Source organism: Microbacterium aoyamense (genome assembly GCF_023155855.1).
GTDB classification, from domain to species: domain Bacteria; phylum Actinomycetota; class Actinomycetes; order Actinomycetales; family Microbacteriaceae; genus Microbacterium; species Microbacterium aoyamense.
The window spans coordinates 716,207-741,098 of sequence record NZ_JAKNUT010000001.1 but is presented as its reverse complement, the minus strand read 5'-3'; the positions used below and the strand labels follow the sequence as shown (position 1 = coordinate 741,098).

The 24,892-nt window shown below is 69.5% G+C and carries 24 protein-coding genes; 10 read left to right on the top strand and 14 right to left on the bottom strand.

Annotated elements, in window-relative coordinates:
• Nucleotides 1–38: 38 nt before the first annotated feature.
• The 8 genes from MA876_RS03955 to MA876_RS03920 all read right to left on the bottom strand — a co-directional run bounded on the left by MA876_RS03955 (nucleotide 39) and on the right by MA876_RS03920 (nucleotide 9,709).
• Nucleotides 39–944 (bottom strand): ABC transporter permease, encoded by a 906-nt coding sequence (locus MA876_RS03955; protein ID WP_248146271.1) that lies wholly within the window; start codon nucleotides 942–944, stop codon nucleotides 39–41.
• A complete protein-coding gene (locus MA876_RS03950; RefSeq protein ID WP_248146270.1) occupies nucleotides 941–1,750 on the bottom strand; it encodes an ABC transporter permease in 810 nt (269 codons plus the stop codon). The genes MA876_RS03955 and MA876_RS03950 overlap by 4 nt, the downstream gene beginning before the upstream one ends.
• Nucleotides 1,750–2,574 carry an ABC transporter ATP-binding protein gene (locus tag MA876_RS03945; protein WP_248146269.1) on the bottom strand — a complete coding sequence of 275 codons (825 nt, stop codon included), beginning with the start codon at nucleotides 2,572–2,574 and terminating at the stop codon, nucleotides 1,750–1,752. Before MA876_RS03945 ends, MA876_RS03950 begins: the two co-directional genes overlap by 1 nt.
• A gap of 6 nt (nucleotides 2,575–2,580) precedes the next feature.
• Nucleotides 2,581–3,687, bottom strand: a complete 1,107-nt coding sequence (locus MA876_RS03940) for an ABC transporter substrate-binding protein (RefSeq protein ID WP_248146268.1) — start codon at nucleotides 3,685–3,687, stop codon at nucleotides 2,581–2,583.
• Nucleotides 3,688–3,805: 118 nt separating this feature from the next.
• Nucleotides 3,806–6,529, bottom strand: coding sequence for a molybdopterin-dependent oxidoreductase (locus MA876_RS03935; protein ID WP_248146266.1), 2,724 nt, complete (start codon nucleotides 6,527–6,529; stop codon nucleotides 3,806–3,808).
• Complete coding sequence (locus MA876_RS03930) at nucleotides 6,526–7,341, bottom strand: FAD binding domain-containing protein (RefSeq protein WP_248146264.1); 816 nt, start codon at nucleotides 7,339–7,341, stop codon at nucleotides 6,526–6,528. The genes MA876_RS03935 and MA876_RS03930 overlap by 4 nt, the downstream gene beginning before the upstream one ends.
• A 2-nt stretch (nucleotides 7,342–7,343) precedes the next feature.
• Complete coding sequence (locus MA876_RS03925) at nucleotides 7,344–8,702, bottom strand: 8-oxoguanine deaminase (protein WP_248146262.1); 1,359 nt, start codon at nucleotides 8,700–8,702, stop codon at nucleotides 7,344–7,346.
• Nucleotides 8,699–9,709, bottom strand: coding sequence for an XdhC family protein (locus tag MA876_RS03920; RefSeq protein WP_248146260.1), 1,011 nt, complete (start codon nucleotides 9,707–9,709; stop codon nucleotides 8,699–8,701). The genes MA876_RS03925 and MA876_RS03920 overlap by 4 nt, the downstream gene beginning before the upstream one ends.
• Before the next feature lie 61 nt (nucleotides 9,710–9,770).
• On the opposite strand from MA876_RS03920, the gene MA876_RS03915 reads away from it, so the two are divergent.
• Nucleotides 9,771–10,313, top strand: coding sequence for a nucleotidyltransferase family protein (locus tag MA876_RS03915; RefSeq protein ID WP_248146258.1), 543 nt, complete (start codon nucleotides 9,771–9,773; stop codon nucleotides 10,311–10,313).
• 134 nt (nucleotides 10,314–10,447) lie between these two features.
• Nucleotides 10,448–10,969: an adenine phosphoribosyltransferase gene (locus MA876_RS03910; RefSeq protein WP_248146256.1), complete on the top strand. Its 522-nt coding sequence runs from the start codon at nucleotides 10,448–10,450 to the stop codon at nucleotides 10,967–10,969.
• Nucleotides 10,970–11,055: 86 nt separating this feature from the next.
• Here MA876_RS03910 and MA876_RS03905 read toward each other — a convergent pair whose 3' ends face one another.
• Nucleotides 11,056–12,144, bottom strand: coding sequence for an NAD(P)-binding domain-containing protein (locus tag MA876_RS03905; protein ID WP_248146254.1), 1,089 nt, complete (start codon nucleotides 12,142–12,144; stop codon nucleotides 11,056–11,058).
• A 37-nt stretch (nucleotides 12,145–12,181) separates the two neighbouring features.
• Nucleotides 12,182–13,099, bottom strand: a complete 918-nt coding sequence (locus tag MA876_RS03900) for a 2-hydroxyacid dehydrogenase (RefSeq protein ID WP_248146253.1) — start codon at nucleotides 13,097–13,099, stop codon at nucleotides 12,182–12,184.
• Nucleotides 13,100–13,160: 61 nt separating this feature from the next.
• On the opposite strand from MA876_RS03900, the gene MA876_RS03895 reads away from it, so the two are divergent.
• Nucleotides 13,161–13,592 carry a DUF1761 domain-containing protein gene (locus tag MA876_RS03895; RefSeq protein ID WP_248146252.1) on the top strand — a complete coding sequence of 144 codons (432 nt, stop codon included), beginning with the start codon at nucleotides 13,161–13,163 and terminating at the stop codon, nucleotides 13,590–13,592.
• Nucleotides 13,593–13,594: 2 nt separating this feature from the next.
• On the opposite strand, the gene purQ is transcribed toward MA876_RS03895, so the two are convergent.
• Both purQ and purS read right to left on the bottom strand, forming a co-directional pair.
• Nucleotides 13,595–14,302: a phosphoribosylformylglycinamidine synthase subunit PurQ gene (gene purQ, locus MA876_RS03890; protein ID WP_248146251.1), complete on the bottom strand. Its 708-nt coding sequence runs from the start codon at nucleotides 14,300–14,302 to the stop codon at nucleotides 13,595–13,597.
• A complete protein-coding gene (gene purS, locus MA876_RS03885; RefSeq protein WP_248146250.1) occupies nucleotides 14,299–14,547 on the bottom strand; it encodes a phosphoribosylformylglycinamidine synthase subunit PurS in 249 nt (82 codons plus the stop codon). The genes purQ and purS overlap by 4 nt, the downstream gene beginning before the upstream one ends.
• 226 nt (nucleotides 14,548–14,773) lie before the next feature.
• Here purS and MA876_RS03880 point away from each other — a divergent pair, with 226 nt between their 5' ends.
• The 5 genes from MA876_RS03880 to MA876_RS03860 all read left to right on the top strand — a co-directional run bounded on the left by MA876_RS03880 (nucleotide 14,774) and on the right by MA876_RS03860 (nucleotide 20,596).
• Nucleotides 14,774–16,048 (top strand): ABC transporter substrate-binding protein, encoded by a 1,275-nt coding sequence (locus tag MA876_RS03880; protein WP_248146249.1) that lies wholly within the window; start codon nucleotides 14,774–14,776, stop codon nucleotides 16,046–16,048.
• Nucleotides 16,049–16,133: 85 nt separating this feature from the next.
• The gene (locus MA876_RS03875) at nucleotides 16,134–17,159 is read left to right on the top strand and encodes a carbohydrate ABC transporter permease (RefSeq protein WP_372491482.1); all 1,026 of its coding nucleotides are present in this window, start codon (nucleotides 16,134–16,136) and stop codon (nucleotides 17,157–17,159) included.
• Nucleotides 17,156–18,073, top strand: a complete 918-nt coding sequence (locus tag MA876_RS03870; RefSeq protein WP_248146248.1) for a carbohydrate ABC transporter permease — start codon at nucleotides 17,156–17,158, stop codon at nucleotides 18,071–18,073. Before MA876_RS03875 ends, MA876_RS03870 begins: the two co-directional genes overlap by 4 nt.
• Entirely contained in the window at nucleotides 18,070–19,554 is a 1,485-nt protein-coding gene (locus MA876_RS03865; RefSeq protein WP_248146247.1) for a GH1 family beta-glucosidase, read from the top strand. The genes MA876_RS03870 and MA876_RS03865 overlap by 4 nt, the downstream gene beginning before the upstream one ends.
• A 28-nt stretch (nucleotides 19,555–19,582) precedes the next feature.
• On the top strand, nucleotides 19,583–20,596 hold the full coding sequence (locus MA876_RS03860; protein WP_248146246.1) for a LacI family DNA-binding transcriptional regulator: 1,014 nt from the start codon (nucleotides 19,583–19,585) through the stop codon (nucleotides 20,594–20,596).
• A 161-nt stretch (nucleotides 20,597–20,757) separates the two neighbouring features.
• Here the strand turns inward: MA876_RS03860 and MA876_RS03855 are convergent, their stop codons facing one another.
• Both MA876_RS03855 and MA876_RS03850 read right to left on the bottom strand, forming a co-directional pair.
• The gene (locus tag MA876_RS03855) at nucleotides 20,758–21,618 is read right to left on the bottom strand and encodes a VOC family protein (RefSeq protein WP_248146244.1); all 861 of its coding nucleotides are present in this window, start codon (nucleotides 21,616–21,618) and stop codon (nucleotides 20,758–20,760) included.
• Between the two features lie 150 nt (nucleotides 21,619–21,768).
• The gene (locus tag MA876_RS03850; protein WP_248146243.1) at nucleotides 21,769–22,677 is read right to left on the bottom strand and encodes a phosphoribosylaminoimidazolesuccinocarboxamide synthase; all 909 of its coding nucleotides are present in this window, start codon (nucleotides 22,675–22,677) and stop codon (nucleotides 21,769–21,771) included.
• 75 nt (nucleotides 22,678–22,752) lie between these two features.
• Between MA876_RS03850 and MA876_RS03845 the strand changes: the two genes are divergently transcribed.
• Together MA876_RS03845 and MA876_RS03840 are read left to right on the top strand one after the other, a co-directional pair.
• A complete protein-coding gene (locus tag MA876_RS03845; protein WP_248146241.1) occupies nucleotides 22,753–23,370 on the top strand; it encodes a PadR family transcriptional regulator in 618 nt (205 codons plus the stop codon).
• Entirely contained in the window at nucleotides 23,367–24,878 is a 1,512-nt protein-coding gene (locus MA876_RS03840; RefSeq protein ID WP_248146239.1) for a DHA2 family efflux MFS transporter permease subunit, read from the top strand. The genes MA876_RS03845 and MA876_RS03840 overlap by 4 nt, the downstream gene beginning before the upstream one ends.
• The last annotated feature ends 14 nt before the right edge of the window (nucleotides 24,879–24,892 follow it).

Below are 24,892 nucleotides of genomic sequence, written 5' to 3'. Positions count from 1 at the left end.
GCGGCGCGGGTTCTGAGCTCGGAGACGGGTGCGTCGGGTCAGCGCCGGCCGGGCTGCATGCCCATGCGCACCAGGACGATGTTCTCGACGATCTGCACGATGTTGTAGAGCAGCAGTGTGATGAGCGTGATGAGGGCGATCGACGTCCACAGCTGGGTGAACTGCGCCTGCGCGTTGAACTTCAGGATCGACCCGCCGATGCCCTGACCCGTCGACAGCCACTCGGCGAGCAGCGCGCCCGTCACGGCACCGGGCACCGAGACGCGCGCGGCCGCGAACAGCGACGGACCAGCGCCGGGGAAGTTCACCTTGCGCAGCGACGTGAACCTCCCGCCGCCGAAGACGTGCACGACGTCGATGCTCTGCTGGCTCGCGCGGGTGAGTCCGAACAGGATGCTCGCGAGGGCGGGGAAGAGCACGACGATCGTGCCGATGACGGCGACGGATGCCACGGTGCCGCGTCCTGTGATGAGGATGATCACGGGCGCGATCGAGACGAGGGGGATCGTGCGCAGGAGCAGCACGAGGGGCATGACGCCGGCCTCGACGGCCTTCGACAGGCTGAACAGCACCGCCAGGACGATCGCCGTGATCATGCCGAAGACGAAGCCGATCGACGAGTCGACGAGTGTCTGTGCGACCAGCGGGGCCATCGCGGCGCGGTTGGCCGCGGCATCCTCATCTGTGAACAGGTAGTTCCAGACGTCCACCGGACCCTTCGCGATGAAGGGCGAGATGCCGCTGAAGCTCACGATGCATTGCCACAGGATGAGCACGACGGCGAAGGTGATGAGGGCGTTGACGAGCGACGTGCCGATCGTGCGCAGAAGCGCGCGACGTCGATCGGCACGCAGGCGCGCCTGTGCGACCGGGTCCGCCTGCAGCACGAGCTGGCCGGTCTGGAGCGCCGGCGGGTTGGCGGTGTCGACGAGTTTCTCGGTCATGATGCCTTCCCCGCGACCCAGGGGGTGACGAGCCGGACGAGGAGGCCCACGAGACCGTAGGCGACGAGGGCGAAGACGGCGCACAGCAGGAACACCGACCAGACGCCCGCGGCGTCGAGCTGGCCCTGCAGGCGGATGAGCGTCGGTCCGACGCCCGCCGTGATGGCGCCGAGATATTCGCCGAGGACCGCGCCGAGGAAGGCCGTCGGCACCGCGATCTGCAGGGCGTTGAGGATCGCGGGGAGTGCCGCGATGAGCCGCACTTTGCGCAGCTGGGTCCACGAGTTGCCGCCGAAGACGCGGACGACGTCGAGCGAGGCCTTGTCGGCGGACTTGAAGCCGAGGATCGATCCGACGACGGTCGTGAAGACGCACACGAGCGCCGCGAGGAAGATCGCGGTCGCCGACGGATCGCCGGGGTTCTTCGCGCCGCCGAGCACGACGACCGAGATGCCGCCGACCGCGACGATCGGCAGGCAGTAGCTCACGACGGCGATCTGGGTCACGACCGTCTCGGTCTTGGGGAACACGAGCACGAAGGCGGCGAGCACGAGGGCGATGCCGTTGCCCCACACGTACCCGATCGCGGCAGCGGTGATCGTGGGCTGGAAGACCCCCCACGCGCCGGCGATGTTGCCGTCCAGGAAGAGCCACTCGAAGACGGCGAACGGCGAGGGCACGGGCGTGAAGGTCGTGCCCTCTTGGATCTGGAACGCCGTGAGCGAGAAGATCCACCACACGAGGATGAGCGCAGCGGCGCCGACGAGGCCCGCGGCCCACGTCGGCATCTTCCAGGTGGTGCGCATCACGCCTCCGCTTCGGCCCGACCGTCCGAGCCGAACAGCAGCTCCGAGGCGCGGTCGACGTAGGCGTGGAACTCGGGCGTGCGCATCATGTCGGGCGTGCGTGGTCGCGGCAGGTCGATCTCGATGATCTCCTTGACCCGGCCGGGGCGCGGCGACATGACGGCGACGCGGTCGGCGAGGAAGATCGCCTCGCTGATGCCGTGCGTGACGAGGAGCGTCGTCGCGGGCTTCTCGGTCCAGATGCGCAGCAGCTCGAGGTTGAGGTTCTGGCGGGTCATGTCATCCAGCGCTCCGAACGGCTCGTCGAGGAGCAGGACGGAGGGCTTGAGCACGAGGGCGCGGGCGATGGATGCACGCTGCCGCATGCCGCCCGAGAGCTGCGCGGGCTTCGCGTTCGCGAAATCCTTGAGGCCGACCAGGGCGATCAGCTCGTCGACGTAATCCTTGTCGACGGGGCGGCCGGCGACCTCGAAGGGCAGCTCGATGTTCTTGCGGACGCTGCGCCAGGGGAGCAGGGCGTGGTCCTGGAACGCGATTCCGAGCTCGCTCTTCGATCGCAGCTGGTCGGGCGATTCGCCGTCGACGAGCGCCGTGCCGTGCGTGGGGTGGTCCAGGGCGGCGAGGATCCGCAGGATCGTGGACTTGCCGCATCCCGACGGACCGAGAAGGGCCAGGAACGAGCCCTTCTCGGTGTGGAGGTCGGTGTCCTGCAGGGCGAGGAGGGACTTGCCCCCGCGCAGCGAGAAGGACTTGGAGACTCCCGTGATCTGGATGCCGGTGCCCGTGGTCTGGGCACCGGCATCCATCTGTGACGAAATGGTCATGATCCCTTACGGCAGGTATGCCAGCAGGTCGGGGTTCTCTTCGTAGATCTCGTCGATGATCGTCGTGTCGAACAGCTGGTCGGCCGTGAGCTCCCAGCCCGACGTCGCGAGCGAGGCGAGCGTCTGCTCCTTGAGGTCGTCTGAGATCGTGAACAGGCCGTTGGCCTCGGTCTCGTCGGTCGAGATGAGGAGCGCCTGCGCGAGGATGCCCGCCGCGACCTTCGCCGGGTCGAGCTCGCCGAACGTCAGGTCGCCCGCGGCGGCCGACTCGTTGTAGTAGTCGGTCACGAGCGCGACCGTGTCGTCCGTGGGGTTCTTGAACGTGTCGGTCCAGCCCTTGATCTCGGCGATCAGGAACGCCTTGATGAGGTCCTTGTTCTCGGCGAGGTACTGATCGGTGACCGTGAACGTCTCGGCCACGTAGGGCAGGCCGTTCTCGGCGTACGCGAGGTTCGTGACCGGGTAGCCCGCCATCTCGACCGTGATCGCCTCGTTGGTGAGGTAGGCCATGAAGCCGTCGACCTCGCCGTTGATGAGCGGGGTCGGGTCGAAGTCGACCGGCACGATCTCGAGCTCGCTCGGGTCGATGTCGTTCGCGGCGAGGAGGGCCGCGAACACCGAGGCGTTCGAGTCCTGCACGCCGATCTTCTTGCCCTTGAGGTCGTCCGGCGTCGCGATGTTGCCGCCGTCTGCGAGCGAGAGGATCGTGAACGGGTTCTTCTGGAAGGTCGCGCCGATGATCTTGAGGGGTGCGTCCTGCTCGGCGACCGCCGCGCCGACCGATGCCGCGTCGCTCAGGGCGAACTGCACCTGACCCGACAGGAGCTTCGCGACGCCGGTGTCGGGGCCTGCGATGCCCGTGACCTCGCCGAAGCCGGCCTCGTCGTAGTAGCCGTTCTCGTACGCGTAGAACTCGCCCGCGAACTCCTCGTTCTTGATCCAGGAGTACTGGATGCTGACGTCGCCGAACGACGCCGCCTCGCCGCCGCCGCTGCTCGACTCGCTGGGCGACGAGCCGCCGGCGCAGCCGGCGAGGACGAGGACGGATGCGAGTGTCGCGGCCGCGACGGCGCCCAAGCGCGCGCGACGGGACAGGTTGCTGTGTGTTGCCATCGGGATTGGCCCCCTTCAGGTGCATGTGATCAGCCGACGCTATTGCTTGCACGTTTCACCGCGGGCGCGCGCGTGTTTCCGCGGTGTGAAGACGTGCGATGCGACGGGGTGCCGGCGGTCAGTCGAGGTCGTTCGCGAGCCGCCACACGCGCTCGCGCGTGAACGGCTGGCGGTACGGGCGCCGGCCGACGGCACGAGCGATCGCGTTGCCGACCGCGGCCGCGACCGGGTTGTAGGGCGATTCGCTCATCGACTTCGCGCCGAAGGGTCCGACGGTGTCGACGGTGTCGGCGAAGAGCACTTCGGTCTCGGGGATGTCGGCGAACTGCGGCACGCGGTAGAGCCGGAAGGTCGGATTCGACACGGCGCCGGTCTCGTCGACGAGCACCTCTTCGTACAGCGCGCTGCCGATGCCCTGCGCGGCGCCGCCCTCGATCTGACCGCGCACCTGAGCGGGGTTGAGCAGGACTCCGGCATCCGCCGCCTGCACGGACTGCAGGATGCGCACGGTGCCGGTCTCGCCCTCGACGGCCACGCGCACGGCGTGCACGTTGAAGGAGAGGCTCCGCTCGTCGCCGTGCTGCTCGCCGTGGGCGACGACGCCTTCGTCGGTGCGGTCGGGCGAGGCATCCACGATCTCGGCGAACGTGACCAGCCGACCGGCGCGCACGCCGTCGGGCTCGAGCGTCGCATCGTCGGAACCGGTGATCTCGCGGGCGACAGCCAGCAGCCGATCGCGCAGACGGGTGCAGGCGTCCTGCAGTGCGCGGCCCGCGCCGACGACACCAGCCGAGGCGAACGCGCCCGTGTCGTGCGCGACGACGTCGGTGTCGGCGGCGCGCAGCACGACGCGCTCGCCGGACGCGCCGAGGATCGTGCGCGCGATCTGTCGGTGGACCGTGCTCGTGCCGTTGCCGAACTCCGCCGTGCCGACGGAGAGGACGTAGGTGCCGTCGCGCCGGATCGTCGCCGACGCGTGGGCGTGATGGCCTCCGGGTGCCATCGCGGCGATGAACGACAGCGCCATGCCTTCGCCGACCATCCAGCCCGGGGGTGCCTCGACGCCGTTCCCGCGCCGCAGCGCGCCCTGCGCGAGATCGAGGCACTGGTCGAGTCCGTAGCTGCCCCAGACGAGGTCATCCTCGGGCTCGTCGAACACCGTGAGGAGCGCATCGCCGCTGCGCACGGCGTTGATGCGCCGCAGGTCGAACGGGTCGATGCCGAGACGTTCGGCGAGGAGGTCCATCGCGGACTCGACGCCGAGGATGACCTGGCCGAGCCCGTAGCCGCGGAACGCTCCCGAGGGCACGTTGTTCGTATAGACCACCTCGGCGTCGATGCGCTTCACGGGGCAGCGGTAGACGTTGACCGACTCCGCGACGCCGTGGAACAGCACGCCGATGCCGTGGTTGCCGTAGGCGCCGGTGTCGCTCAGCACGTCGAGCTTCATCGCCGTGAGCACGCCGTCGGCGGTCGCGCCGAGCGAGACCGAGACGCGGAACGGATGCCGCACCGAGGCTCTGCGGAACTCCTCCGTGCGCGCGTACTCGAAGGCGACCGGGCGGCCCGTGCGCAGGACGGCGAGGGCGACGAGATCTTCGGTGAACATCTCCTGCTTGCCGCCGAACCCGCCTCCCACGCGCGCCGCGAAGACCCGCAGCCGCTCCTTGGGGAGCGAGAACAGGTGCGCGAGCTCGTCGCGCACGAGGAACGGCACCTGCGTGCTGGAGCGGATGACGAGACGCCCGTCGTCGTCGAGCCAGCCGATCGCGCCGTGGGTCTCGAGCTGCGCGTGTGAGACGCGACCTGTCCGCCACGTGCCGCTCACGGTGACATCGCTCGCCTCGAGGGCGACGTCGGCGTCGCCCCCGATCCCGTCGTGAAGTTCGGCGATGAGATTGCGGGATGCCTCGACCACCCGGTCGACGGCGGTGAGGCCGGGATGCAGCACCGGCGCACCCTCGGCGCGGGCCTCTTCGGGGTCGAAGACGGCCGGAAGGACGTCATAGGTGACCTCGATGAGCCGGGACGCGGCCTCGGCCGCCTCGGCGGTGTCGGCGACGATCGCGGCGACGCGCTGGCCCACGAAGCGCATGACGTCGTCGAGGATGCGGGTGTCGTCGGGGTCGTCCTCCCGGTGCTCGTGCCTCGCCGTCGAGAAGCGTCGCGCCGTGACGTTCTCGTGGGTGAAGATCGCGACCACGCCGGGCACGGCACGCGCGGCGGTCGTCTCGATCGTGACGATGCGCGCGTGCGCGTGCGGCGACCCGATCACGCGCAGCACGAGTGCCTCGGGGACGTCGACATCGAACGTGAACGGCTCGAGCCCCTGCACGACGCGCCGACCGGGCTCGGGGCGCGCGGAGGTCCCGATCCCGCCGACGGGTGGCGCTCCGGTCTCGCGCACCGGTCCGAGGACGGATGACTCGATCGCCGCGCGGATCGGACGATAGCCCGTGCACCGGCAGAGGCTGCCCTTCATGCGCCGATCGAGATCCGGCAGATCGTCGGCGGTGAGCGTCGACGCTGTGACGGACATCCCCGCCGTGCAGAACCCGCACTGGAACCCGAAGTGCTGCACGAGCGCCTCCTGCACGGGATGCAGGTCGTCGCCCGGCGCGAGCCCCGCCGCGGTCGTGACCGAGACGCCCTCCATCCGCACCGCCGGGATGATGCACGAGTGCACGGGCGTGCCGTCCACGAGCACGGCGCACGCGCCGCAGTCCCCGGCGTCGCAGCCCTTCTTCACCTCGTGGTGGCCGTTCTCGCGCAGGAGCGTGCGCAGGCACTGTCCGGCCCGCGGCTCGGCGTCGATCGGCTCGCCGTTGACGAGCAGCCTCATGGCGCGAGCTCCGCCCGGATGCGCTCCGCGAGCACGATGCTCACGCCGCGTCGCCAGTCCGCGGCGCCGAGCGAATCGGTGTAGTACCCGGGGGCGTCGTCGATGGATGCCGCGAGGGCCGCGGCATCCGGAATCCCGGCGAACCGCACCACGAACGGACGCGACACCGCCGCCGTCACCGTGAAGACCGCGGTGCCGTCCTGATCGAGACGGCCCGTCACGACGGCGCCGGAGCGCCCGAGCTCGGCGAGCGCGATCTTGCGCAGCACGAGGCGCGAGCGCAGGGCGTGCGCCGGCAGCTCGATCGCGCGGAGCACGTCGCCGCGGCCGAGCGCGTTCTCGCCGTTGCCCATCACGAGGTCGGCGACGCTCCAGACCGAGCTGCTGCCGTCGGCGTTCCACACCTCGGCGGTGCCGTCCAGTGCGACGGCGAGTGAGATCATCGACCCTGCGGCGAACGACCGGCAGACGTTGCCGCCGACGGTCGCGGTGTTCCAGATCTTGAACGACGCGAGCAGGGCGTTCGCCGCGTCCGGGATGACGGATGCCGCGGCCCAGTCGGCCGGCACGTCGGCGCTCCGCGACCAGGCGACGAGCTCGGCGATCGTGCACGTCGCGCCGATCCGCACGCCCTCTTCGCGCACCTCGATCGCGGGCCAGCCCATCGTCGTGAGATCGACGAAGCCCGTCGTCTCCGGCTGCGGCTCGCTCATGAGCCACGTGCCCCCCGCGATGACGACCTCGCCGCCCGTGAGCGCGAGATCGTCGCGCGTGCGCGCGGCACGGAAACCCGTGACCGTGACGACATCCATCGTCAGAGCCTCTCGGCGAGTTCGCGGGATGCGGCGGCCACCTCTCGCGCGATCGCGCCCTCATCCGTGGTCGCGAGCGTCGCGTCCTCGACGACCACGTTCCCGCCGACGAAGAGCCGCTTGAGCGGCGGCATCGCGCCGAGCCCGAGCGCGGCGACCGGATCGAGGATGCCGGCGTGCTCGACGCGGTCCACCTGCCACACGGCGACGTCGGCGAGCTTGCCGACCTCGAGCGAGCCGATCTCGTCCTGCCGGCCGAGCACCCGGGCGCCGCCCATCGTCGCGATCCGCAGGCCGTCGCGCACGCTGAACGAGTCCGCGCCCGTGCGCAGGCGGTTCATGAGCACGGCCTCCCGCACTTCGATCCCGAGCTGACCCGACTCGTTCGACGCGGCGCCGTCGACGCCCAGGCCGACCGGCACACCGGCGTCCAGCATCGCGCGGACGGGGGCGATGCCCGCCGCGAGCCGACCGTTGGACGACGGGCAGTGCGCGACTCCTGTCCCGGTTGCGGCGTAGCGCGCGATCGCCGGCTCGTCGAGGTGAACGCAGTGCGCCATCCACACGTCGTCTCCGAGCCACCCGAGGCTCTCGAGGTAGTCGGTGGGAGTCATCCCGAACCGCTCGGCGCAGTAGGCGTCCTCCTCGACGGTCTCGGAGGCGTGCGTGTGCAGGCGCACGTCGAGCGAGCGAGCGAGCACCGCGGCCTCGCGCAGCAAGTCGGCCGTCACCGAGAACGGCGAGCACGGCGCGATCGCGACGCGGACCATGGAGTCGAAGGAGGCATCGTGGTACCGCTCGACGGCCTCCTGCGACGCCGCGAGCGCGGCGGCCGTCGTCTCGACCGCGAAGTCCGGGGGGAGTCCGCCCTTCGATGCGCCGAGGTCCATCGAACCCCGCGTGGCGTGCAGGCGCACACCGACGCGGGTCGCCGACTCGACGATCGCGCCCACGATGTCGCCCGAGCCCTGCGGGAAGATGTAGTGGTGGTCGCCGACGGTCGTGCAGCCCGAGCGCGCGAGCACGGCCATCGCGCCCGCCGCACCGACGCCCGTGAGCCCCGCGTCGATCCGCGACCACAGCGGGTACAGCGACGTCAGCCAGTCGAACAGGATCGCATCCTGCGCGTAGCCGCGCGTGAGCCACTGGTAGAGGTGATGGTGCGTGTTGACCAGGCCGGGGGTGACGAGGCATCCCGTCGCGTCGACGATCTCGGCGCCCGCCCGCTCGTCTGCCGACGCACGCCCTGCGCCGACCGCCGAGATGACACCGTCGTCGATCACGACGTGACCCCCGTCGTACTCGGTTCCCGTCGCGTCGACGGTCGCGATGTGACCGCCCTCGATGATCGTGCGGCTCATGGAGTGACTCCTGTCGTACGGCATGCGCCGAGATCGGATCCGCGCACCGGATTCGGATGAGTGAACGGGATCGGTCCGATTCCGGTGCTCACCTCCGAAGTGGCGTGGATCGCGCCGGTGAGGTCGCGCAGTGGAGATCCCGTGCCGTCGTGACGGGATGCCACGATCTCCGCGAGCACGGCGATCGCCGTCTCGGCGGGTGTGCGCCCGCCCAGGTCCAGACCGAGGGGGGAGTGCAGGCGCGCGAGCTCGGCATCCGTCACACCGCGCTCGCGGAGGAGAGCAGCGCGGTGCGTCACGGTTCCGCGCGCACCCATCGCGCCGACGAAGTCGACGTCCCGTCGGAGCGCGATCTCGAGCGCGGGCACGTCGAGCCGCTCATCGTGACTCAGGACGCAGACCGCGGTGAACCCGCCCTGGTGCGTCGCGGCGAGGTGCTCGTCGGGCATCCCGATGACGAGCTCCGCGGCATCCGGGAACCGCTCGCGCGTGACGAGCGACTCCCAGACGTCGACGACCGTCACCGCGAAGCCCGCGGAGGATGCCACGCGGCACAGGGCGGCAGCGTGCTCTCCCGCGCCCACGATGACGAGCCGGGGCGCGGGTTCGATCGAGAGTTCGACGACGCCGGGCAGTACGAGCGACGCCGCACGGCCTGCGGCCGCGGCTTCCAGGGCGTCGAACGCCGCGGCATCCGTCGGCACCGGATACGCGACGACATCGACGCTCCCGCCGCACGCGAGACCGGCCGCGTGAGCGGCGTCGTCCGAGAATCCGAGGCGCGCAGTCTGAACCTCGCCCGTCACGCGCGCGGTGTGCGCCAGCACGACGGCGTCACCCTCGACGCATCCGCCTGAGATCGACCCGATGATCCGTCCGTCGGCCGTCACCGCCATCGACGCACCGGCGCCGCGCGGCGCGCTGCGCAGGACGCGAGTGACCGTCACAGCCGCGACCGGCGTACCCTCCCGCAGCAGCGGGAGGAGATCGCGGGCGAGTTCGAGCATGGCGTCACGCTAACCCCGCTGTGTTTCGCGCGCACTACGCTCATGCAACGGGGGTGCTCGCGTGAACGTGACGGGAATCGTCCTCGCCGCGGGCGCTGGCCGCCGATTCGGCGGGCCGAAGGGCCTTGCTCGGTGCGCCGACGGAACGCCGTGGGTCGCGCTCGCCGTACGGGCTCTTCAGGACGGCGGATGCGACGACGTCGCTGTCATCGTCGGGGCCGCAGCCGACGACATCGCGCGGATCGTCCCGACCGACGCACGTGTCGTCGTCGCCGAGGACTGGGCGCTCGGAGTCTCCGCGTCGCTGCGTGCCGGACTGGCCGCGGCTTCCGATGCCGATGCCGTCGTCGTGTCGACGGTCGACACTCCGGATGCCTCGCCCCTCGCGGTCGCGCGGGTTCTGGCATCCGGAGCAGAGCTCGTGCAGGCCGTCTATCGCGGCACCCCCGGGCATCCGGTCGTCATCTCCCGCGCGCACTTCGCTCCGCTCGCCGCCGCGGTCTCGGGCGACCGCGGCGCCCGACCGTATCTGGTCACCCACGGCGTCGTCGAGGTCGAGTGCGGCGACCTCTCGTCGGGCGACGACGTCGACGCCCCGGACTGAACCGCCTGTGCGCGTGCAGATCGGCGGGGCTTCTTCGCGACACGCCTCCTGGGCGTCAGTGCAACCGGCGTGTCGCGGACGATCCCCGCCGATCTGCACAGAGCCGCCCGCGAACGCCCGGGTAGGGTGGGCGCGTGCCGACAACCGAAGACCTCGCCCGCGCCGAGGCGCTCATCCGCACGATCCCCGACTATCCCGAGCCGGGGGTGCTGTTCCGCGACATCACGCCGCTGCTCGCGGATGCCGCGGGCCTGCGGTGCGTCATCGACGCGATGATCGAGCCCTTCGAGGGGCAGTTCGACGTCGTTGCGGGCATCGAGGCCCGGGGATTCCTGCTGGCCGCAGCCGCCGCGACGGTGGCGGATGTCGGGCTGGTGCCGATCCGCAAGGCCGGCAAGCTGCCCCGCCCCGCGGCATCCGTCGACTACGCCCTCGAGTACGGCACGGCGACCATCGAAGCGCACGACGACATCGCACCCGGCACGCGCGTGCTGCTCGTCGACGACGTCCTCGCGACGGGCGGCACACTGCAGGCGGCCCACGAGCTCGTGCCCGCGATCGGCGGCGTCGTCGTCGCGACCAGCGTGCTCATGGAGCTGTCCGCGCTCGGCGGCCGCGCACTCGTGCCCGACACCTTCGCGGTCTTCACGGCGTGACCGACGACTTCGAAGTCCAGCCGATCAGCAAGAGCGGTCATCGCATCGTCGAGGGCCCGTACCCGTTCTGGCGGGGCTGACCCGACTCAGGCGGCGACCCGCGCGTCGAGCATCTTCACGATCTCGGCGACCGCCGCGCGCCCCGCGCGATTCGCGCCGACGGTCGATTGCGACGGCCCGAAGCCGATGAGATGGATGCGAGGATCCGCCGAGACCCGCGTCTCGCGGACCGCGATCCCGCCGAGGTCGTTGCGCAGGGCGAGGGCGTCGAGGTGCGAGAGCGCGGGACGGAACCCCGTCGCCCACAGGATCACGTCGACGGGGGTCAACGATCCGTCCGCCTCGCGGACGCCCTCAGGTTCGATGCGCGTGAACATCGGACGCCGCTCCAGTGCGCCCCGCTCGCGCGCCGCAACCGCGTACGGCGTCCACGCGAGTCCCGTGTAACTCACGACGCTCTGCGACGGCCTGCCAGCCTCGACATCCGCGATCACGCGCTCGATGACGGCACGGCCCGTCGTCTCGGGTTGGAACTCCCCCTCGATGAAGCGCGGATCCCGACGCGTGTACCAGAACGTCTCGGCGACCCGCGAGATCTCCTCGAGCTGCTGTACGGCCGAGATCCCGCCGCCGACGACGGCGACCCGCCGTCCTGCGAACTCGTCAGCCGACACGTAGTCCCGGGTGTGCAGCTGCCGACCGGCGAAGGTCTCGGCGCCGGGGTACACAGGCAGAAGCGGGTTCGTCCACGTGCCGGTCGCGTTGACGACGGCATCCGTCCGCCACACGCCGGCATCGGTCGTGACGACGAGCTCGTCGCCGTCGCTGTCGACCCGGGTCACGTGCACGGGGCGCAGGATCGGCAGGTGCTCGGATGCCTCGTACCCGGCGAAGTAGCGGGGCACCGCATCGCGGCTGGGCTCGTCCGTGTCGACGACCGGCGGCTCCGCGCCCGGCAGGGCGAAGATACCGTTGACGGTCGACATCGTGAGCGAGCGCCAGCGATGCTGCCAGGCACCGCCAGGTGCGGACGCGGCATCCAGCACGACGAACGTGCGGCCCTCGGTCGTCTCGAGCGCGCTCGCGAATCCTCGCCGCTTCAGGTGATACGCCGCCGAGAGTCCGGCCTGCCCGGCGCCGATCACCACGACGGTCGCGTGCCTGACGTCATCCACGCCGACTCCAACGCGTCGCGTCGCGCGACTCTTCCCGTCAGCCGATCACGACGTTGAGGGGCTCGTCCCCGGCCATCAGCCGCTCGATCTGCGCCTTCACGAGCCGCGCGACCCGGGGACGCATCGCGGACGACGCACCGCCGACGTGCGGGGCGATCAGCACACCGGGGAGCGACCACAGCGGGTGGCCTGCGGGCAGCGGCTCGGGGTCGGTGACGTCGAGCGCCGCACGGATGCGACCGCGGCCGACGTGGTCGACGAGGGCGTCGGTGTCGATGATCGGACCGCGGCCGACGTTCACGACGAGTGCGCCGTCCGGCAGGGCCGCGAGGAAAGCGTCGTCGACGAGGTGCCGCGTCGCATCCCCGCCGGGCAGCGAGACGATGACGATCTCGGCGGTCGGCAGCAGAGCGGGAAGCTCGTCCACACCGCGCACCGGCACGCCGTCCTCGTCGCGCGCGCGTGAGGCGACGGCCGTGATCTCGACCTCGAATCCGACGAGGCGCGCCGCGATCGCCTTGCCGACGCCGCCGTAGCCGAGCAGCAGCACGCGCCGGTCCGCGAGACTCTCGGCGAACTCGGGCGCCCACTCCTCGCGCTCCTGCGCGCGGACGAAGTTCGGGATGCGACGCTGCGCCGCGAGCGTCAGGGCGACCGCCAGCTCCGCGGTCGATGCCTCGTGCACGGAGGACGCGTTCGCGAAGCGCAGGCCCGCGGGCAGGATGTCGGCGACGCCCTCGTACCCGATCGATTGACCCTGCACGAGCCCCACATCGACGCCGTCGAGTCGCTCGAGCACCTTCGCCATCGACATGTAGGGCGGCACGACCATGTCGAACTGTTCGCGCGGCGCCGCGGCATCCATCGGCCACACGATCACCTCGACTCCGCCGGGAAGGCTGCCGAGGTCATCGGCGAGCTGCTGAGTGGGGACGCTGACGACGAGACTGCTCACCCGCTCCACGCTACCGGCGCGGGGTCTGTCGTCAGGCCGGTGGCGGCGATACGCTCGCCGCATGATTCCCGAGATCAACTACTGGGCCGTGCTGATCGCGACGGCGTCGAGCATGGTGGTCGGCTCGATCTGGTACTCGCTCAAGGTGTTCGGCACGCGCTGGGCAAAGCTCGCCGACGTCGACACGGATCGGCCCGCGGCGACCGCCCTCTGGCCGATCATCACGACGGTGATCGTGAGCTTCATCACGGCCTGGGTGCTCGCGGGGGCCACGACGATCTCGTGGGAGTTCTACGGCGGCAGCTACCTCTGGGATTCGATCGTCACCGCGGTCGTGCTGTGGGCCGGCTTCACGGCCGCGCGGTTCATCACGCACGACGCCTTCGAGGGGCGTCCGACGAGCCTGACGGTGATCAATATCGCGCACGAACTCGTGACGGTGCTCGTGATGGCCGTCATCATCGGCGTCTGGCCGCCGGCAGGGACCGTCTAGGTTCAGGCGGCGGCAGCCACGACGGCGGCGATCGCCGACGTGAAGAACGGCAGGCCGTCGACGCCCGAGCGCATCGCTGCGGCCGTGTCGGGGCCGAACCCGGGCTCGACCGCGTGCTCGGGGTGCGGCATCAGTCCGACGACGTTGCCGCGCTCGTTCGCGATGCCCGCGATGTCGCGCAGCGACCCGTTCGGGTTCACGCCGAGGTAGCGGAAGGCGACGAGGCCCTCGCCCTCGAGCCGGTCCAGCTCGGACTCCGAGGCGATGTACCCGCCGTCGGCGTTCTTGAGCGGGATGACGATCTCCTGCCCCGATTCGAAGCCCGACGTCCACGCGGTGTCGGCGTTCTCGACGCGCAGGCGCTGGTCGCGGCGGATGAACTGCTGGTGCGCGTTGCGGATGAGTCCGCCGGGCAGCAGGTGCGCCTCGACGAGCATCTGGAAGCCGTTGCAGATGCCCAGGACGGGCATGCCGGCGGCCGCGGCATCCTTCACCTCGGCCATGATCGGCGCGAGCGCGGCGATGGCGCCCGCACGCAGGTAGTCGCCGTAGCTGAAGCCGCCCGGGAGGACGAGGGCGTCGACGCCCTCGAGGTCGTGCGAGCCGTGCCACAGGGCGACGGGCTCGGCGCCGGCCACGCGGATCGCGCGCTGTGCGTCGCGGTCATCGAGCGAGCCGGGGAAGGTGATGACGCCGATGCGCGTGGTCACTCGACGACCTCGATGCCCACGACGTCCTCGATCACCGAGTTCGACAGGATCTCGTCGGCGATGCGCTTCGCCTCGGCGAGGACCGCGTCATCCACGTCGCCGTCGACCGTGAGCTCGAAGCGCTTGCCGATGCGGACGCCCGAGAACCCGTCCACGCCGAGTCGATCGAGGGCGCCCGAGACGGCCTTGCCCTGCGGGTCCAGCAGCTCGGCCTTGGGCATGACGTCGACGACGATGGTGGGCATGAGTCTGGCTCCCAGAGTGGGTGGGCGGGGTCGGGATCCAGTCTATTGCCTGCGTCGATGGATGCCGGTGGCCACGGTTCACGGCATCCGTGATCCAACTGTGACCGTTCCATGGGAGCGCTCCCTTGCAATCGTGGGAGCGATCCCATAACGTAGCCTGCAATCCGGTGGGAACGCTCCCACGGCCCAACCTGCAACACAGACCTGACAACACAAAGGAGTGACAGTGAACACACGCGCCTTCCGCAGAAGCGCAGTGGCTCTCGCCGCTTTCTCGGCCACCGCCCTCGTCCTCGCCGGCTGCGCCGGCGGCGGATCCGACGAGGGTTCGGGCGACGAGGACGGCGAAGTCACACTCACGCTCGCCACGTTCAACAACTTCGGCTACACCGATGAGCTCCTCCAGGAGTACATGGACGCCAACCCGAACGTGAAGATCGTCCACAACAAGGCCGCCGAGTCCGGCGACGCCCGCGCCAACTACTTCCAGAAGCTCGGCAAGGAAGGCCTCGCCGACATCGAAGCCGTCGAGATCGACTGGTTCGCCGAGGCGATGCAGTACTCCGACCTCCTCGCCGAGGTGCCCGACAGCGCCAAGGGCCGCTGGCTCGACTGGAAGGAAGCCGGCGCGACCGACGGCGACGGACGTCTCGTGGGCTTCGGCACCGACATCGGACCGCAGGCGATCTGCTACCGCGCCGACCTGTTCGAGGCGGCAGGCCTCGCGTCGACCCCCGATGACGTCGCCGCGCTCTTCGACGGCGACTGGAACAACTTCTTCGACGTGGCCGACCAGTACAAGGCGGCGACCGGCAAGCCGATGATCGACGCGGCCAACTCGGTGCTCCAGGGCATCGTGAACCAGATGGAGTACACGTACACCGAGCCGGACGGCACGGTCATCGCCACGAGCAACCCCGAGATCGAGGACGCCTACAACCTCGTGGTCGAGCGCGCCATCCCGAACGCTGCCTACTCGGGCCAGTGGAGCGACGACTGGAACGCCTCGATGGCCAACGGCGAGTTCGCCACGATGCTCTGCCCCGGCTGGATGCTCGGCATCATCTCGGGCAACGCACCCGACGTCACCGGCTGGGAGGTCGCCGACGTCTTCCCGAACGGCGGCGCCAACTGGGGCGGCTCGTACCTGACGGTTCCGGCCAACGGGAAGAACGTCGACGCAGCGCTCGCGCTCGCCGACTGGCTGACCGCTCCCGAGCAGCAGGCCAAGACGTTCGTCAACGCAGGACAGTTCCCGAGCGCGATCGAGGCTCAGGCCGACCCCGCGGTCACCGACTCGACGAACGAGTTCTTCAACAACGCGCCGACCGGCCAGATCTTCGCCGAGCGGTCCGAGGCCATCACGGTCACGCCCTACAAGGACGCGAACTACTTCAAGTACCACGACGCTCTGCAGAACGCCGTGAACCGCGTCTTCGACGGCACCGAGGACCAGACCACGTCGTGGAACACCTGGGTCACCGAGGTCGAAGCCTTCTGATGATCTGAAGTCAGTGCGGGCCGCGCCCTGCGGCGCGGCCCGCACTCTCGTCTCTTCCCCCGCACCATCAGATTCGGAGACTCTCGTGACTGCGACCGAAACCCGCGCCGACACCGGCGTGACGCCGTCGGCTCCCCGTCAAGCGCCGCCACGAGCAGCCTTGTCGTTCAAGAACAAGCTGAGCCGGTTCGACCTGCGGTTCTCGCCCTACTTCTACATCTCGCCCTTCTTCATCCTGTTCGCGATCGTGGGGCTCTTCCCCATCGCGTTCACCGCGGTGATCTCGTTCCAGGAGTGGGACCTCGTCCGCAACTCCGGAACCTTCGTCGGCCTCGACCAGTACATCTGGATCCTGAACGACCCCAAGTTCTGGACGGCTCTGCGCAACACCTTCAGCATCTTCCTGCTGTCGTCGGTGCCGCAGCTGATCCTCGCGATCTTCATCGCCGCCATGCTCGACCGCAACATCCGCGCCAAGACGTTCTGGCGCATGAGCGTTCTGCTCCCCTTCGTCATGATGCCGGTCGCGGTCGCCCTGATCTTCAGCAACATGTTCGGCGACAACCACGGTCTCGTGAACAACGTCCTCACGAACATCGGACTCCAGCCGATCCCGTGGCACAAGGATCCGTTCTGGAGCCACATCGCCATCGCGACGATGGTCAACTTCCGCTGGACCGGTTATAACGCGCTGATCCTCCTCGCCGCTATGCAGGCGGTGCCGCGCGAGTACTACGAGGCGGCGACCGTCGACGGCGCCAATGCGTTCCGCCAGTTCTGGAGCATCACGCTCCCGTCGCTGAAGCCGACGCTCATCTTCGTGATCATCACGTCGACCATCGGCGGCCTGCAGATCTTCGACGAGCCGCGCATGTTCGACAACACCGGTCAGGGCGGCGCCGCGCAGCAGTGGCTGACGATCACGCTGTACCTGTACAACATCGGCTGGGGCGAGTTCAACTTCGGTCGGGCCGCGGCGCTCGCGTGGATCCTGTTCGCGATCATCCTCGTCATCGGTCTGATCAATCTGCTCATCACCCGTCGCCTCGTGCGCGACGAAGGACGTCGCGGCGAGGTATCCCGCGGCCGTCGGAAGGGAGCCAAGCGATGAGTGCGATCAGCACCCCGCCCCTCGCGATCGTCGAAGAGAACATCCCGAACGACAGGCGGCGGCGCCGCGGCGAGCGGACCACGAAGATCCGCGGCGTCCGCGCGGGCATGTGGGTCTACATCGGCCTCGGGGTCGTGATCGTGTCGGCGATCTTCCCGTACTACTGGTCTTTCCTGATCGGGTCCGGCGATTCGTCCACCATCAACGATCCCGACATGTCCTGGATTCCGGGCGGCAACTTCATCGCCAACGCGCTGTCGGTGGTGAACGATCCGGCGGTCAACTTCTGGGTGGCGCTGTGGAACTCCATCTTCAGCTCGACCGTGATCGCGGCATCCGTCGTCGTGTTCTCGACACTGGCCGGCTGGGCGTTCGCGAAGCTGCGCTTCCCGGGCGGCAAGTGGCTGCTGGCCTTCGTCGTCGCGACGATGGCCATCCCGATGCAGTTGGGCGTCGTTCCGCTGTACATCCTGTTCGCAGACCTCGGTTGGACCGGCAACATCGGCGCCGTCATCATCCCGGCCCTCACGAGCGCGTTCGGCGTGTTCTGGATGACGCAGTACCTCAGCCAGTCAGTGCCCGATGAGCTCATCGAGGCAGCCAGAGTCGACGGAGCGTCGATGTTCCGCACCTTCTGGACGGTCGGGGTCGTGGCCGCCCGCCCCGCCGCGGCGATGCTGTTCCTCTTCACCTTCGTCAATGCGTGGAACCAGTTCTTCTGGCCCTTCATCGTGCTCGACAGGCAGAGCCCCACCCTGCCGGTCGCTCTGTCGCTCCTGCAGTCGAACTACTTCGTGGACTACTCGATCGTGCTCGCCGGCGTGCTGCTGGCGACCATTCCGCTGCTGATCCTGTTCGCCTTCGCTGGCCGCCAGCTCGTCAGCGGCATCATGGCGGGGGCGGTGAAGGGATGACGATCGACATCCAGGACTCCGCCCTGCGCGCGGCGACCGCCGAACGCCCGTTCCCGTCGGACTTCCTGTTCGGCGCGGCCACGGCCGCCTTCCAGATCGAGGGCGCCGCGTTCGAGGACGGGCGCCGGGCATCCATCTGGGACGCCTTCTCACGCGTACCGGGCGCCGTCATCAACGGCGACAACGGCGATGTCGCGTGCGACCACTACCACCTGTATCGCGACGACGTCGCGCTCATGAAGCGCATGGGGCTCCAGACGTACCGTTTCTCGACGTCGTGGTCGCGCGTGCGACCCGACGGCGGTGCGGTGAACGCGAAGGGGCTCGACTTCTACGAGCGTCTCGTCGACGAGCTGCTGGATGCCGGCATCCTGCCGTGGCTCACGCTCTACCACTGGGATCTGCCGCAGGCGCTGCAGGATCAGGGCGGCTGGGCGGTGCGTTCGACGGCCGAGAAGTTCACCGAGTACGCGCTCACGATGCACGACGCCCTCGGCGACCGCGTGAAGGTGTGGACCACGCTCAACGAGCCGTGGTGCTCCTCGTTCCTCAGCTACACCGCGGGCATCCACGCTCCGGGGCACTATTCGATGGAGGAGGGGATGCTCGCATCCCACCACCTGCTCCTCGGCCACGGGCAGGCGGTCACCGAGCTGCGCAGGCGCGATGCCTCGCTCGATCTCGGGATCACGCTCAACTTCACCGTCGCCGATCCCGCCGACCCGCAGAACCCGGCGGACGTCGATGCGGCGCGCCGCCTCGACGGTCAGCACAACCGCTGGTTCCTCGATCCGGTGTTCCGGGGCGAATACCCCGCCGACATCGTCGAGGACTTCCGTGCCGTCAACCCCGCGGCCACGGAGGCGTTCGAGGCCGCCGTGCTGCCGGGCGACCTCGAGACGATCTCGGCGCGCATCGATGCACTGGGCGTGAACTACTACCACGGTGACCTCGTGAGTGCTGCGGCGCCTGCCGTGGCGCCGACGGGCGGTGACGCGCCGACGGACCGGCGCGGCGAGTCGCCGTTCCCCGCGGGCAGCGGTCACCCCAACGACCGCGGACTCGCCCGCACGTCGATGCACTGGGAGGTCCAGCCCGAGGGGCTCACCCGCCTGCTGCGGCGCGTGTCGGACGAATACGCGGCTCCGGCCGGCACGGTGCTGTACGTGACCGAGAACGGTGCTGCGTACGACGACGTCGTCGTCGACGGGCGGGTTCACGATGTCGAACGCGTGGACTTCCTGCGCGGTCACCTGGGCGCGATCCTGGATGCCGTGGATGCCGGCGTCGATGTGCGCGGATACTTCTACTGGTCGATGCTCGACAACTTCGAGTGGGCATGGGGCTACGCGAAGCGTTTCGGTATCGTTCGGGTGGATTACGACACGCAGGAGCGCACCGTCAAGGACAGCGGCCTCGAGTACGCGAGGATCATCGAGCAGCGTGCTCTGGGGACGGATGCCGCGGCCATCGGCCGCTGAGACCCGAGCATCGAGAGGTTTGACGAGGATGACCATAGACGCGGCGCGTGCCACCGTCACGATCGAAGAGGTCGCCGCCGCAGCCGGCGTCTCTCGATCGACGGTGTCGCGCGTCGTCAACGGCTCGACCGCCGTGAGCCCCGAGGCGCTCGAATCGGTCACGCGTGCGATCGCCGAGCTGAACTACGTGCCCAACCGTGCCGCTCGTTCTCTCGCGAGCAGGCAGACGCACGCGATCGCGCTGATCGTGCCCGAGGACACGACGCGGTTCTTCGGTGACCCGTTCTTCGCGGCGATCGTGTCGGGCATCAATGCGCGGCTCGGGCGCTCCGACTACGTGCTGAACCTCTTCATCGCGAACGATGATCCGGGCGACAAGACGACGGCCTACGTGCGGTCGGGCGCCGTCGACGGCGCGATCGTCGTCTCGCACCACACGAGCGACCTCTTCATCGACCGGATCGCGCAGACGGTGCCGGTCGTCTACGGTGGCCGCCCCGTGCGCCAGCGCGAGCGCGACTACTACGTCGATGTCGACAACTCGCGCGGAGCGCACGACGCGACGGTGTACCTGATCGAGCGCGGGCACAAGGACATCGCCACGATCGCGGGTCCGCTCACGATGCCGGCGGGCGTCGACCGACTCGAGGGCTACCGCGAAGCGCTCGCGGCGTGGGGCATGGAGCCCGGACTCATCGAGGACGGGGACTTCACCGCCGACGGCGGCGCCGACGCGATGCGGCGCATGCTCGAGCGCGGCCCGCTGCCCGACGCGATCTTCATCGCGAGCGATCTCATGGCGCGCGGTGCGCTGACGGTGCTCGCCGCGGCGGGGGTGCGGGTGCCCCAGGATGTCGCGATCATCGGCTTCGACGACTCACCCGTCGCGACCTCGGTCTCGCCGCAGCTCACGACGATGCGACAGCCGTCGTTCGCCCAGGGGGAGCGCATGGCGAGCATCCTCCTCGATCTGCTCGCGGGCCAGCATCCCCGTCACGTCACGATCCTCGAGACGGAGCTCGTCGTCCGCGAATCGGTCTGATCCGCCCCCTCCCCGCGCTCCGCTCTCACCCCCCGCCGAATCAACCTGATATTCCCGAAAGCACTCGCCCTGCACGCCCGCAGGGTGTCGTTTCGCGACTATCGAGTTGACTCGAGCGCGACCGCGCGCGGCCGGAGATGCGCCCGGCAGGGATGTCGTCGCTAGGAGACCGTCGCGTTGAGCAGGTTCGCCCACGGATCGTCGAACGCGAGCGTGCGGCCGTCGTCGCGCACCGCGATGCCGTGGTCGCGCAGACGCTCGCCCAGCGCGCCGAGGGCGTCGGCATCGGGCAGGGCGAGATCGACGCGGCCGAGGCCGAGCGCGGGCATCCGCGGCCCGGCGCCGCGTGAGTTCCACACGTTCATCGCCATGTGGTGGTGGTAGCCGCCCGCGCTGACGAAGACGGCCTGATCGCCGAGGCCGGCCGTCTCGTCGAAGCCGAGGGCGCCGACGTAGAACGCGCGTGCGGTGGCGACGTCGCCGACCGAGAGGTGCACGTGGCCGACGGATGCCGCATCCCCCGCCGTCGATCCGTTCGCGGCGTCCTCGGTCAGGTGCTCGTCGAGGAACCCGTTCGGGTCGAGGAAGAGCGTGTCCATCTCGATCTGGCCGTGTGTCCACGACCAGTCCGAGCGCGCGCGGTCCCAGTAGAGCTCGATGCCGTTGCCCTCGGGGTCGGTGAAGTAGAACGCCTGGCTCACGAGGTGGTCGGCGCTGCCGGTGAAGGTCCCCGGCGCGTGCCGCGCGACGCTGTACAGCGCCGCGGCGAGGGCCGTCTGCGACTCGAAGAGGATCGCCGTGTGGAAGAGCCCGGCCGAGCCGCGAGTCGCGTGCCGCAGCGCGGGCTCGTGGCGCAGGACCACGATCGGCCGCCCGGAGCGACCCAGGGTCACGGTGTCGCCGTCGGCGGCGAGCACCTCGAGCGTGACGACGTCGCGGTAGTAGCGCGTCATCCCGTCGAGGTCGCCGACCAGCAGTGTGACCGCACCCATCGCCGTATCGGCCGCGAGCTTTTCATTCATGCGAATGCAAACCCCCGCAGGCCCCGCATCATTCCCGCGATGGCGACTGTTCGCGGCACCCGCGCCACTGATCGGTGCCGCGGATGCCGGAAGGTGGCGCGGATGCCGGAAGGTGCCGCCGTCGTGGGGCTCGCATGCGCGGCTTCAGCTCTATATGCCGGTCAGTCGCCCGAGCAGCTCGCGGTAGCGGTCGGCGGTCCGCTCGACGATCTCGGCCGGGAGCTCGGGCGGCGTTCCCTGCTTGTCCCAGTTCGCCGCGAGCCAGTCGCGCACGATCTGCTTGTCGAAGCTCGCCATGCGCTCAGCGGGTGTCGTGCCGGCTCGCCAGGCCGCGGCATCCCAATATCGTGACGAATCGCTCGTCAGCACTTCATCGGCGAGCGTCATGACGCCGTCGTCGTCGACACCGAATTCGAACTTCGTGTCCGCGAGGATGACGTCCCGCGCCTCGGCGATGCGCGCCGCGCGCTCGTAGATCTCGAGCGAGAGGTCGCGCAGCAGCTCCGCCTTCTCGGCGCCGACGAGCTCGACCGTCTGATCGAACGAGATGTTCTCGTCGTGCTCACCCATGGGCGCCTTGTAGGCGGGGGTGAAGATGGGAGCCGGCAGGCGGTCGCCGTTCGACAGACCGGCGGGAAGACGGATGCCGCACACCGTGCCGCTCTCGGTGTACTCCGCCCAGCCCGAGCCGGTCAGGTAGCCGCGCACGACGCACTCGACGAGCTGCATGTCGAGGTTCTTCACGAGCATCGCGCGGCCGACGACCGCGGCGGGAATGAGCTCACGGCCGATCGTGTGATCGGGGGCGAGATGATTCGGGATGCTGCGCCCGCCATCGGTGGACGACAGCAGATCGAACCACCACAGGCTGAGCGTCGTGAGCAGCACGCCCTTGTCGGGGATGCCCGGCGAGAGCACGTGATCGAAGGCCGAGACGCGGTCGCTCGCGACGACGAGCATCCGGCCGGCCAGCGCCGGGTCCACCGGCTCGTACAGGTCGCGCACCTTGCCCGAGTAGACGTGGTTCCAGCCGGGCAGCGAGGTCGGGGCATCCGTCACCCGCCCATCATCCCAGACGCCGACCCATCGCTGATGGGTGTATAGTCCATGTGGACTAATCGACCTGGAGTGATGATGAAGGATGCCGTCGACCGCCTGACCCCGCTCGGGCTCATGGTGCTCGCGCTGCTCGCCGAAGGCGACATGCATCCTTACGAGATCATCCGGCTCATGCGCATCCGCAAGGACGACCGGCTCGTCACGATCACGAACGGCACGCTGTATCACACCGTCGCGCGGCTCGAACGGGCGGGTCTTCTCACCGAGGTCGGCGTCGATCGGGACGGCAACCGCCCCGAACGCACGACGTATTCGGTGACGGATGCCGGTGCCCACGCCGTCGGCGAGTGGGTCAGGCGCGAGCTCGTGCGGGTCGACCGACCGGCCGAGTTCCGCATCGCGCTCGCCGAAGCGCACAATCTCGAGCGGTCCGAGGTCGTCGAACTGCTGACCGAGCGCCGGATCGCGCTCGTCGCGCAGGGCGACCTCCACGAGAGCGGACTTCGCGGCGCGGTCGCGAAGGGCGTTCCCGACCAGTACCTCATCGAGCTCGATCGGGAGGTCGTGCTGCTGCGCGCCGATCTCGACTGGCTCGACCGCATCATCGCGCGCATCGGATCCGAGGAGTTCCCGTGGGGGACCCACGAGCCCACCGAGCGCTATCTCGAACAGCGAAAGGCCGCACGGCAATGACAGAACAGACCACGCGAGCCGAGGCATCCGTCGGCGCCACACGCAGTCCCTGGCCCGCCCTCTGGGCGCTCGTCATCGGATTCTTCATGATCCTCGTCGATACGACGATCGTCTCGGTCGCGAACCCCGCGATCAAGGCGGCGTTGGATCCGAACACGAACAACCTCGACAACGTCGTGTGGGTGACGTCCGCGTACCTGCTCGCCTATGCCGTGCCGCTCCTCATCACGGGACGACTCGGCGACAGGTTCGGACCGAAGCGCATCTACCTCGTGGGCCTGGTGATCTTCACGGCCGCATCGCTGTGGTGCGGTTTCTCGGGCACGCTCGAGATGCTCATCATCGCCCGCGCCGTGCAGGGCCTCGGTGCCGCGCTCATGACCCCGCAGACGATGGCCGTCATCACCCGCACCTTCCCGCCGAACCGCCGCGGAGCGGCGATGGGCCTGTGGGGTGCGACCGCCGGTGTCGCGACGCTCGTCGGTCCGCTCGCCGGCGGCCTGCTCGTCGACGGCCTGGGGTGGGAGTGGATCTTCTTCATCAATGTGCCCGTCGGCGTCATCGCCTTCGTGCTCGCCTGGATCCTCGTCCCGAACCTCGAGACGCACCCGCACCGCTTCGACATCCTCGGCGTCGTGCTGAGCGCCGTCGGTCTGTTCCTGATCGTGTTCGGCCTGCAGGAGGGCGAGCACTACGACTGGGCTGCATGGGTGTGGGGGATGATCGCCGCGGGCGTCGTCGTGATGGGCGCCTTCATCTGGACGCAAGCCCGCACCAAGAGCGAGCCGCTCGTCCCGCTGCCGCTGTTCCGCGACCGGAATTTCGGCGTCTCGAATCTCGCGATCGCGACGGTGGGCTTCGCCGTGACGAGCATGTCGCTGCCGCTCATGTTCTTCATCCAGCTCGCGCGAGGGCTCACTCCGACCGAGTCGGCGCTGCTCCTCATCCCGATGGCGGTGCTGTCGGGCGTGCTCGCGCCGTTCGCAGGACGCCTGCTCGACCGCACGGATCCGCGCTTCCTCCTGGTGCCCGGACTCGTCCTGTTCGCGGCATCCCTGCTCTGGTACGCGTCGCTCATGAACGTCGACACGCCGATCTGGATGTTCCTGCTCCCGTCGGCGCTCATGGGCATCGGCAGCGCCGGCATGTGGGGTCCGCTCGCGACGACCGCGACCCGCAACCTGCCGGTCCACCAGGCGGGCGCCGGCGCCGGCATCTACAACACGACCCGCACGGTCGGCTCGGTCATCGGCTCGGCTGCGATCGCGGCGTTCATGCAGGCGCGCCTCGAGGCGAACCTGCCCGGCGCCGCCGACGCGGGCAGCGACTTCGGTTCGGGCGGCACCCTGCCCGACGCCGTGGTGGACGGCTTCTCGTCGGCGATGGCTCAGGCGATCCTGCTCCCGGCCGGGGTGCTGCTCATCGGCGTCGTCGCGGTGCTGTTCCTGCGTCGGCCCAAGGCGCAGGTGCACGAGTGGACGGCCGCGGCCGAGGCATCCCGGAACTGACTCCGCGTAACCGT

Coding starts and splice junctions, on each gene's coding strand:
- MA876_RS03870 (WP_248146248.1), top strand. CDS start 17,156: ATGAGTGCGATCAGCACCCCGCCCCTCGCGATCGTCGAAGAGAACATC.
- MA876_RS03840 (WP_248146239.1), top strand. CDS start 23,367: ATGACAGAACAGACCACGCGAGCCGAGGCATCCGTCGGCGCCACACGC.
- MA876_RS03950 (WP_248146270.1), bottom strand. CDS start 1,750: ATGCGCACCACCTGGAAGATGCCGACGTGGGCCGCGGGCCTCGTCGGC.
- MA876_RS03925 (WP_248146262.1), bottom strand. CDS start 8,702: ATGAGCCGCACGATCATCGAGGGCGGTCACATCGCGACCGTCGACGCG.
- MA876_RS03940 (WP_248146268.1), bottom strand. CDS start 3,687: ATGGCAACACACAGCAACCTGTCCCGTCGCGCGCGCTTGGGCGCCGTC.
- MA876_RS03955 (WP_248146271.1), bottom strand. CDS start 944: ATGACCGAGAAACTCGTCGACACCGCCAACCCGCCGGCGCTCCAGACC.
- MA876_RS03865 (WP_248146247.1), top strand. CDS start 18,070: ATGACGATCGACATCCAGGACTCCGCCCTGCGCGCGGCGACCGCCGAA.
- MA876_RS03895 (WP_248146252.1), top strand. CDS start 13,161: ATGATTCCCGAGATCAACTACTGGGCCGTGCTGATCGCGACGGCGTCG.
- MA876_RS03845 (WP_248146241.1), top strand. CDS start 22,753: ATGAAGGATGCCGTCGACCGCCTGACCCCGCTCGGGCTCATGGTGCTC.
- purS (WP_248146250.1), bottom strand. CDS start 14,547: ATGCCCACCATCGTCGTCGACGTCATGCCCAAGGCCGAGCTGCTGGAC.
- MA876_RS03945 (WP_248146269.1), bottom strand. CDS start 2,574: ATGACCATTTCGTCACAGATGGATGCCGGTGCCCAGACCACGGGCACC.
- MA876_RS03920 (WP_248146260.1), bottom strand. CDS start 9,709: ATGCTCGAACTCGCCCGCGATCTCCTCCCGCTGCTGCGGGAGGGTACG.
- MA876_RS03935 (WP_248146266.1), bottom strand. CDS start 6,529: ATGAGGCTGCTCGTCAACGGCGAGCCGATCGACGCCGAGCCGCGGGCC.
- MA876_RS03930 (WP_248146264.1), bottom strand. CDS start 7,341: ATGGATGTCGTCACGGTCACGGGTTTCCGTGCCGCGCGCACGCGCGAC.
- MA876_RS03855 (WP_248146244.1), bottom strand. CDS start 21,618: ATGAATGAAAAGCTCGCGGCCGATACGGCGATGGGTGCGGTCACACTG.
- MA876_RS03860 (WP_248146246.1), top strand. CDS start 19,583: ATGACCATAGACGCGGCGCGTGCCACCGTCACGATCGAAGAGGTCGCC.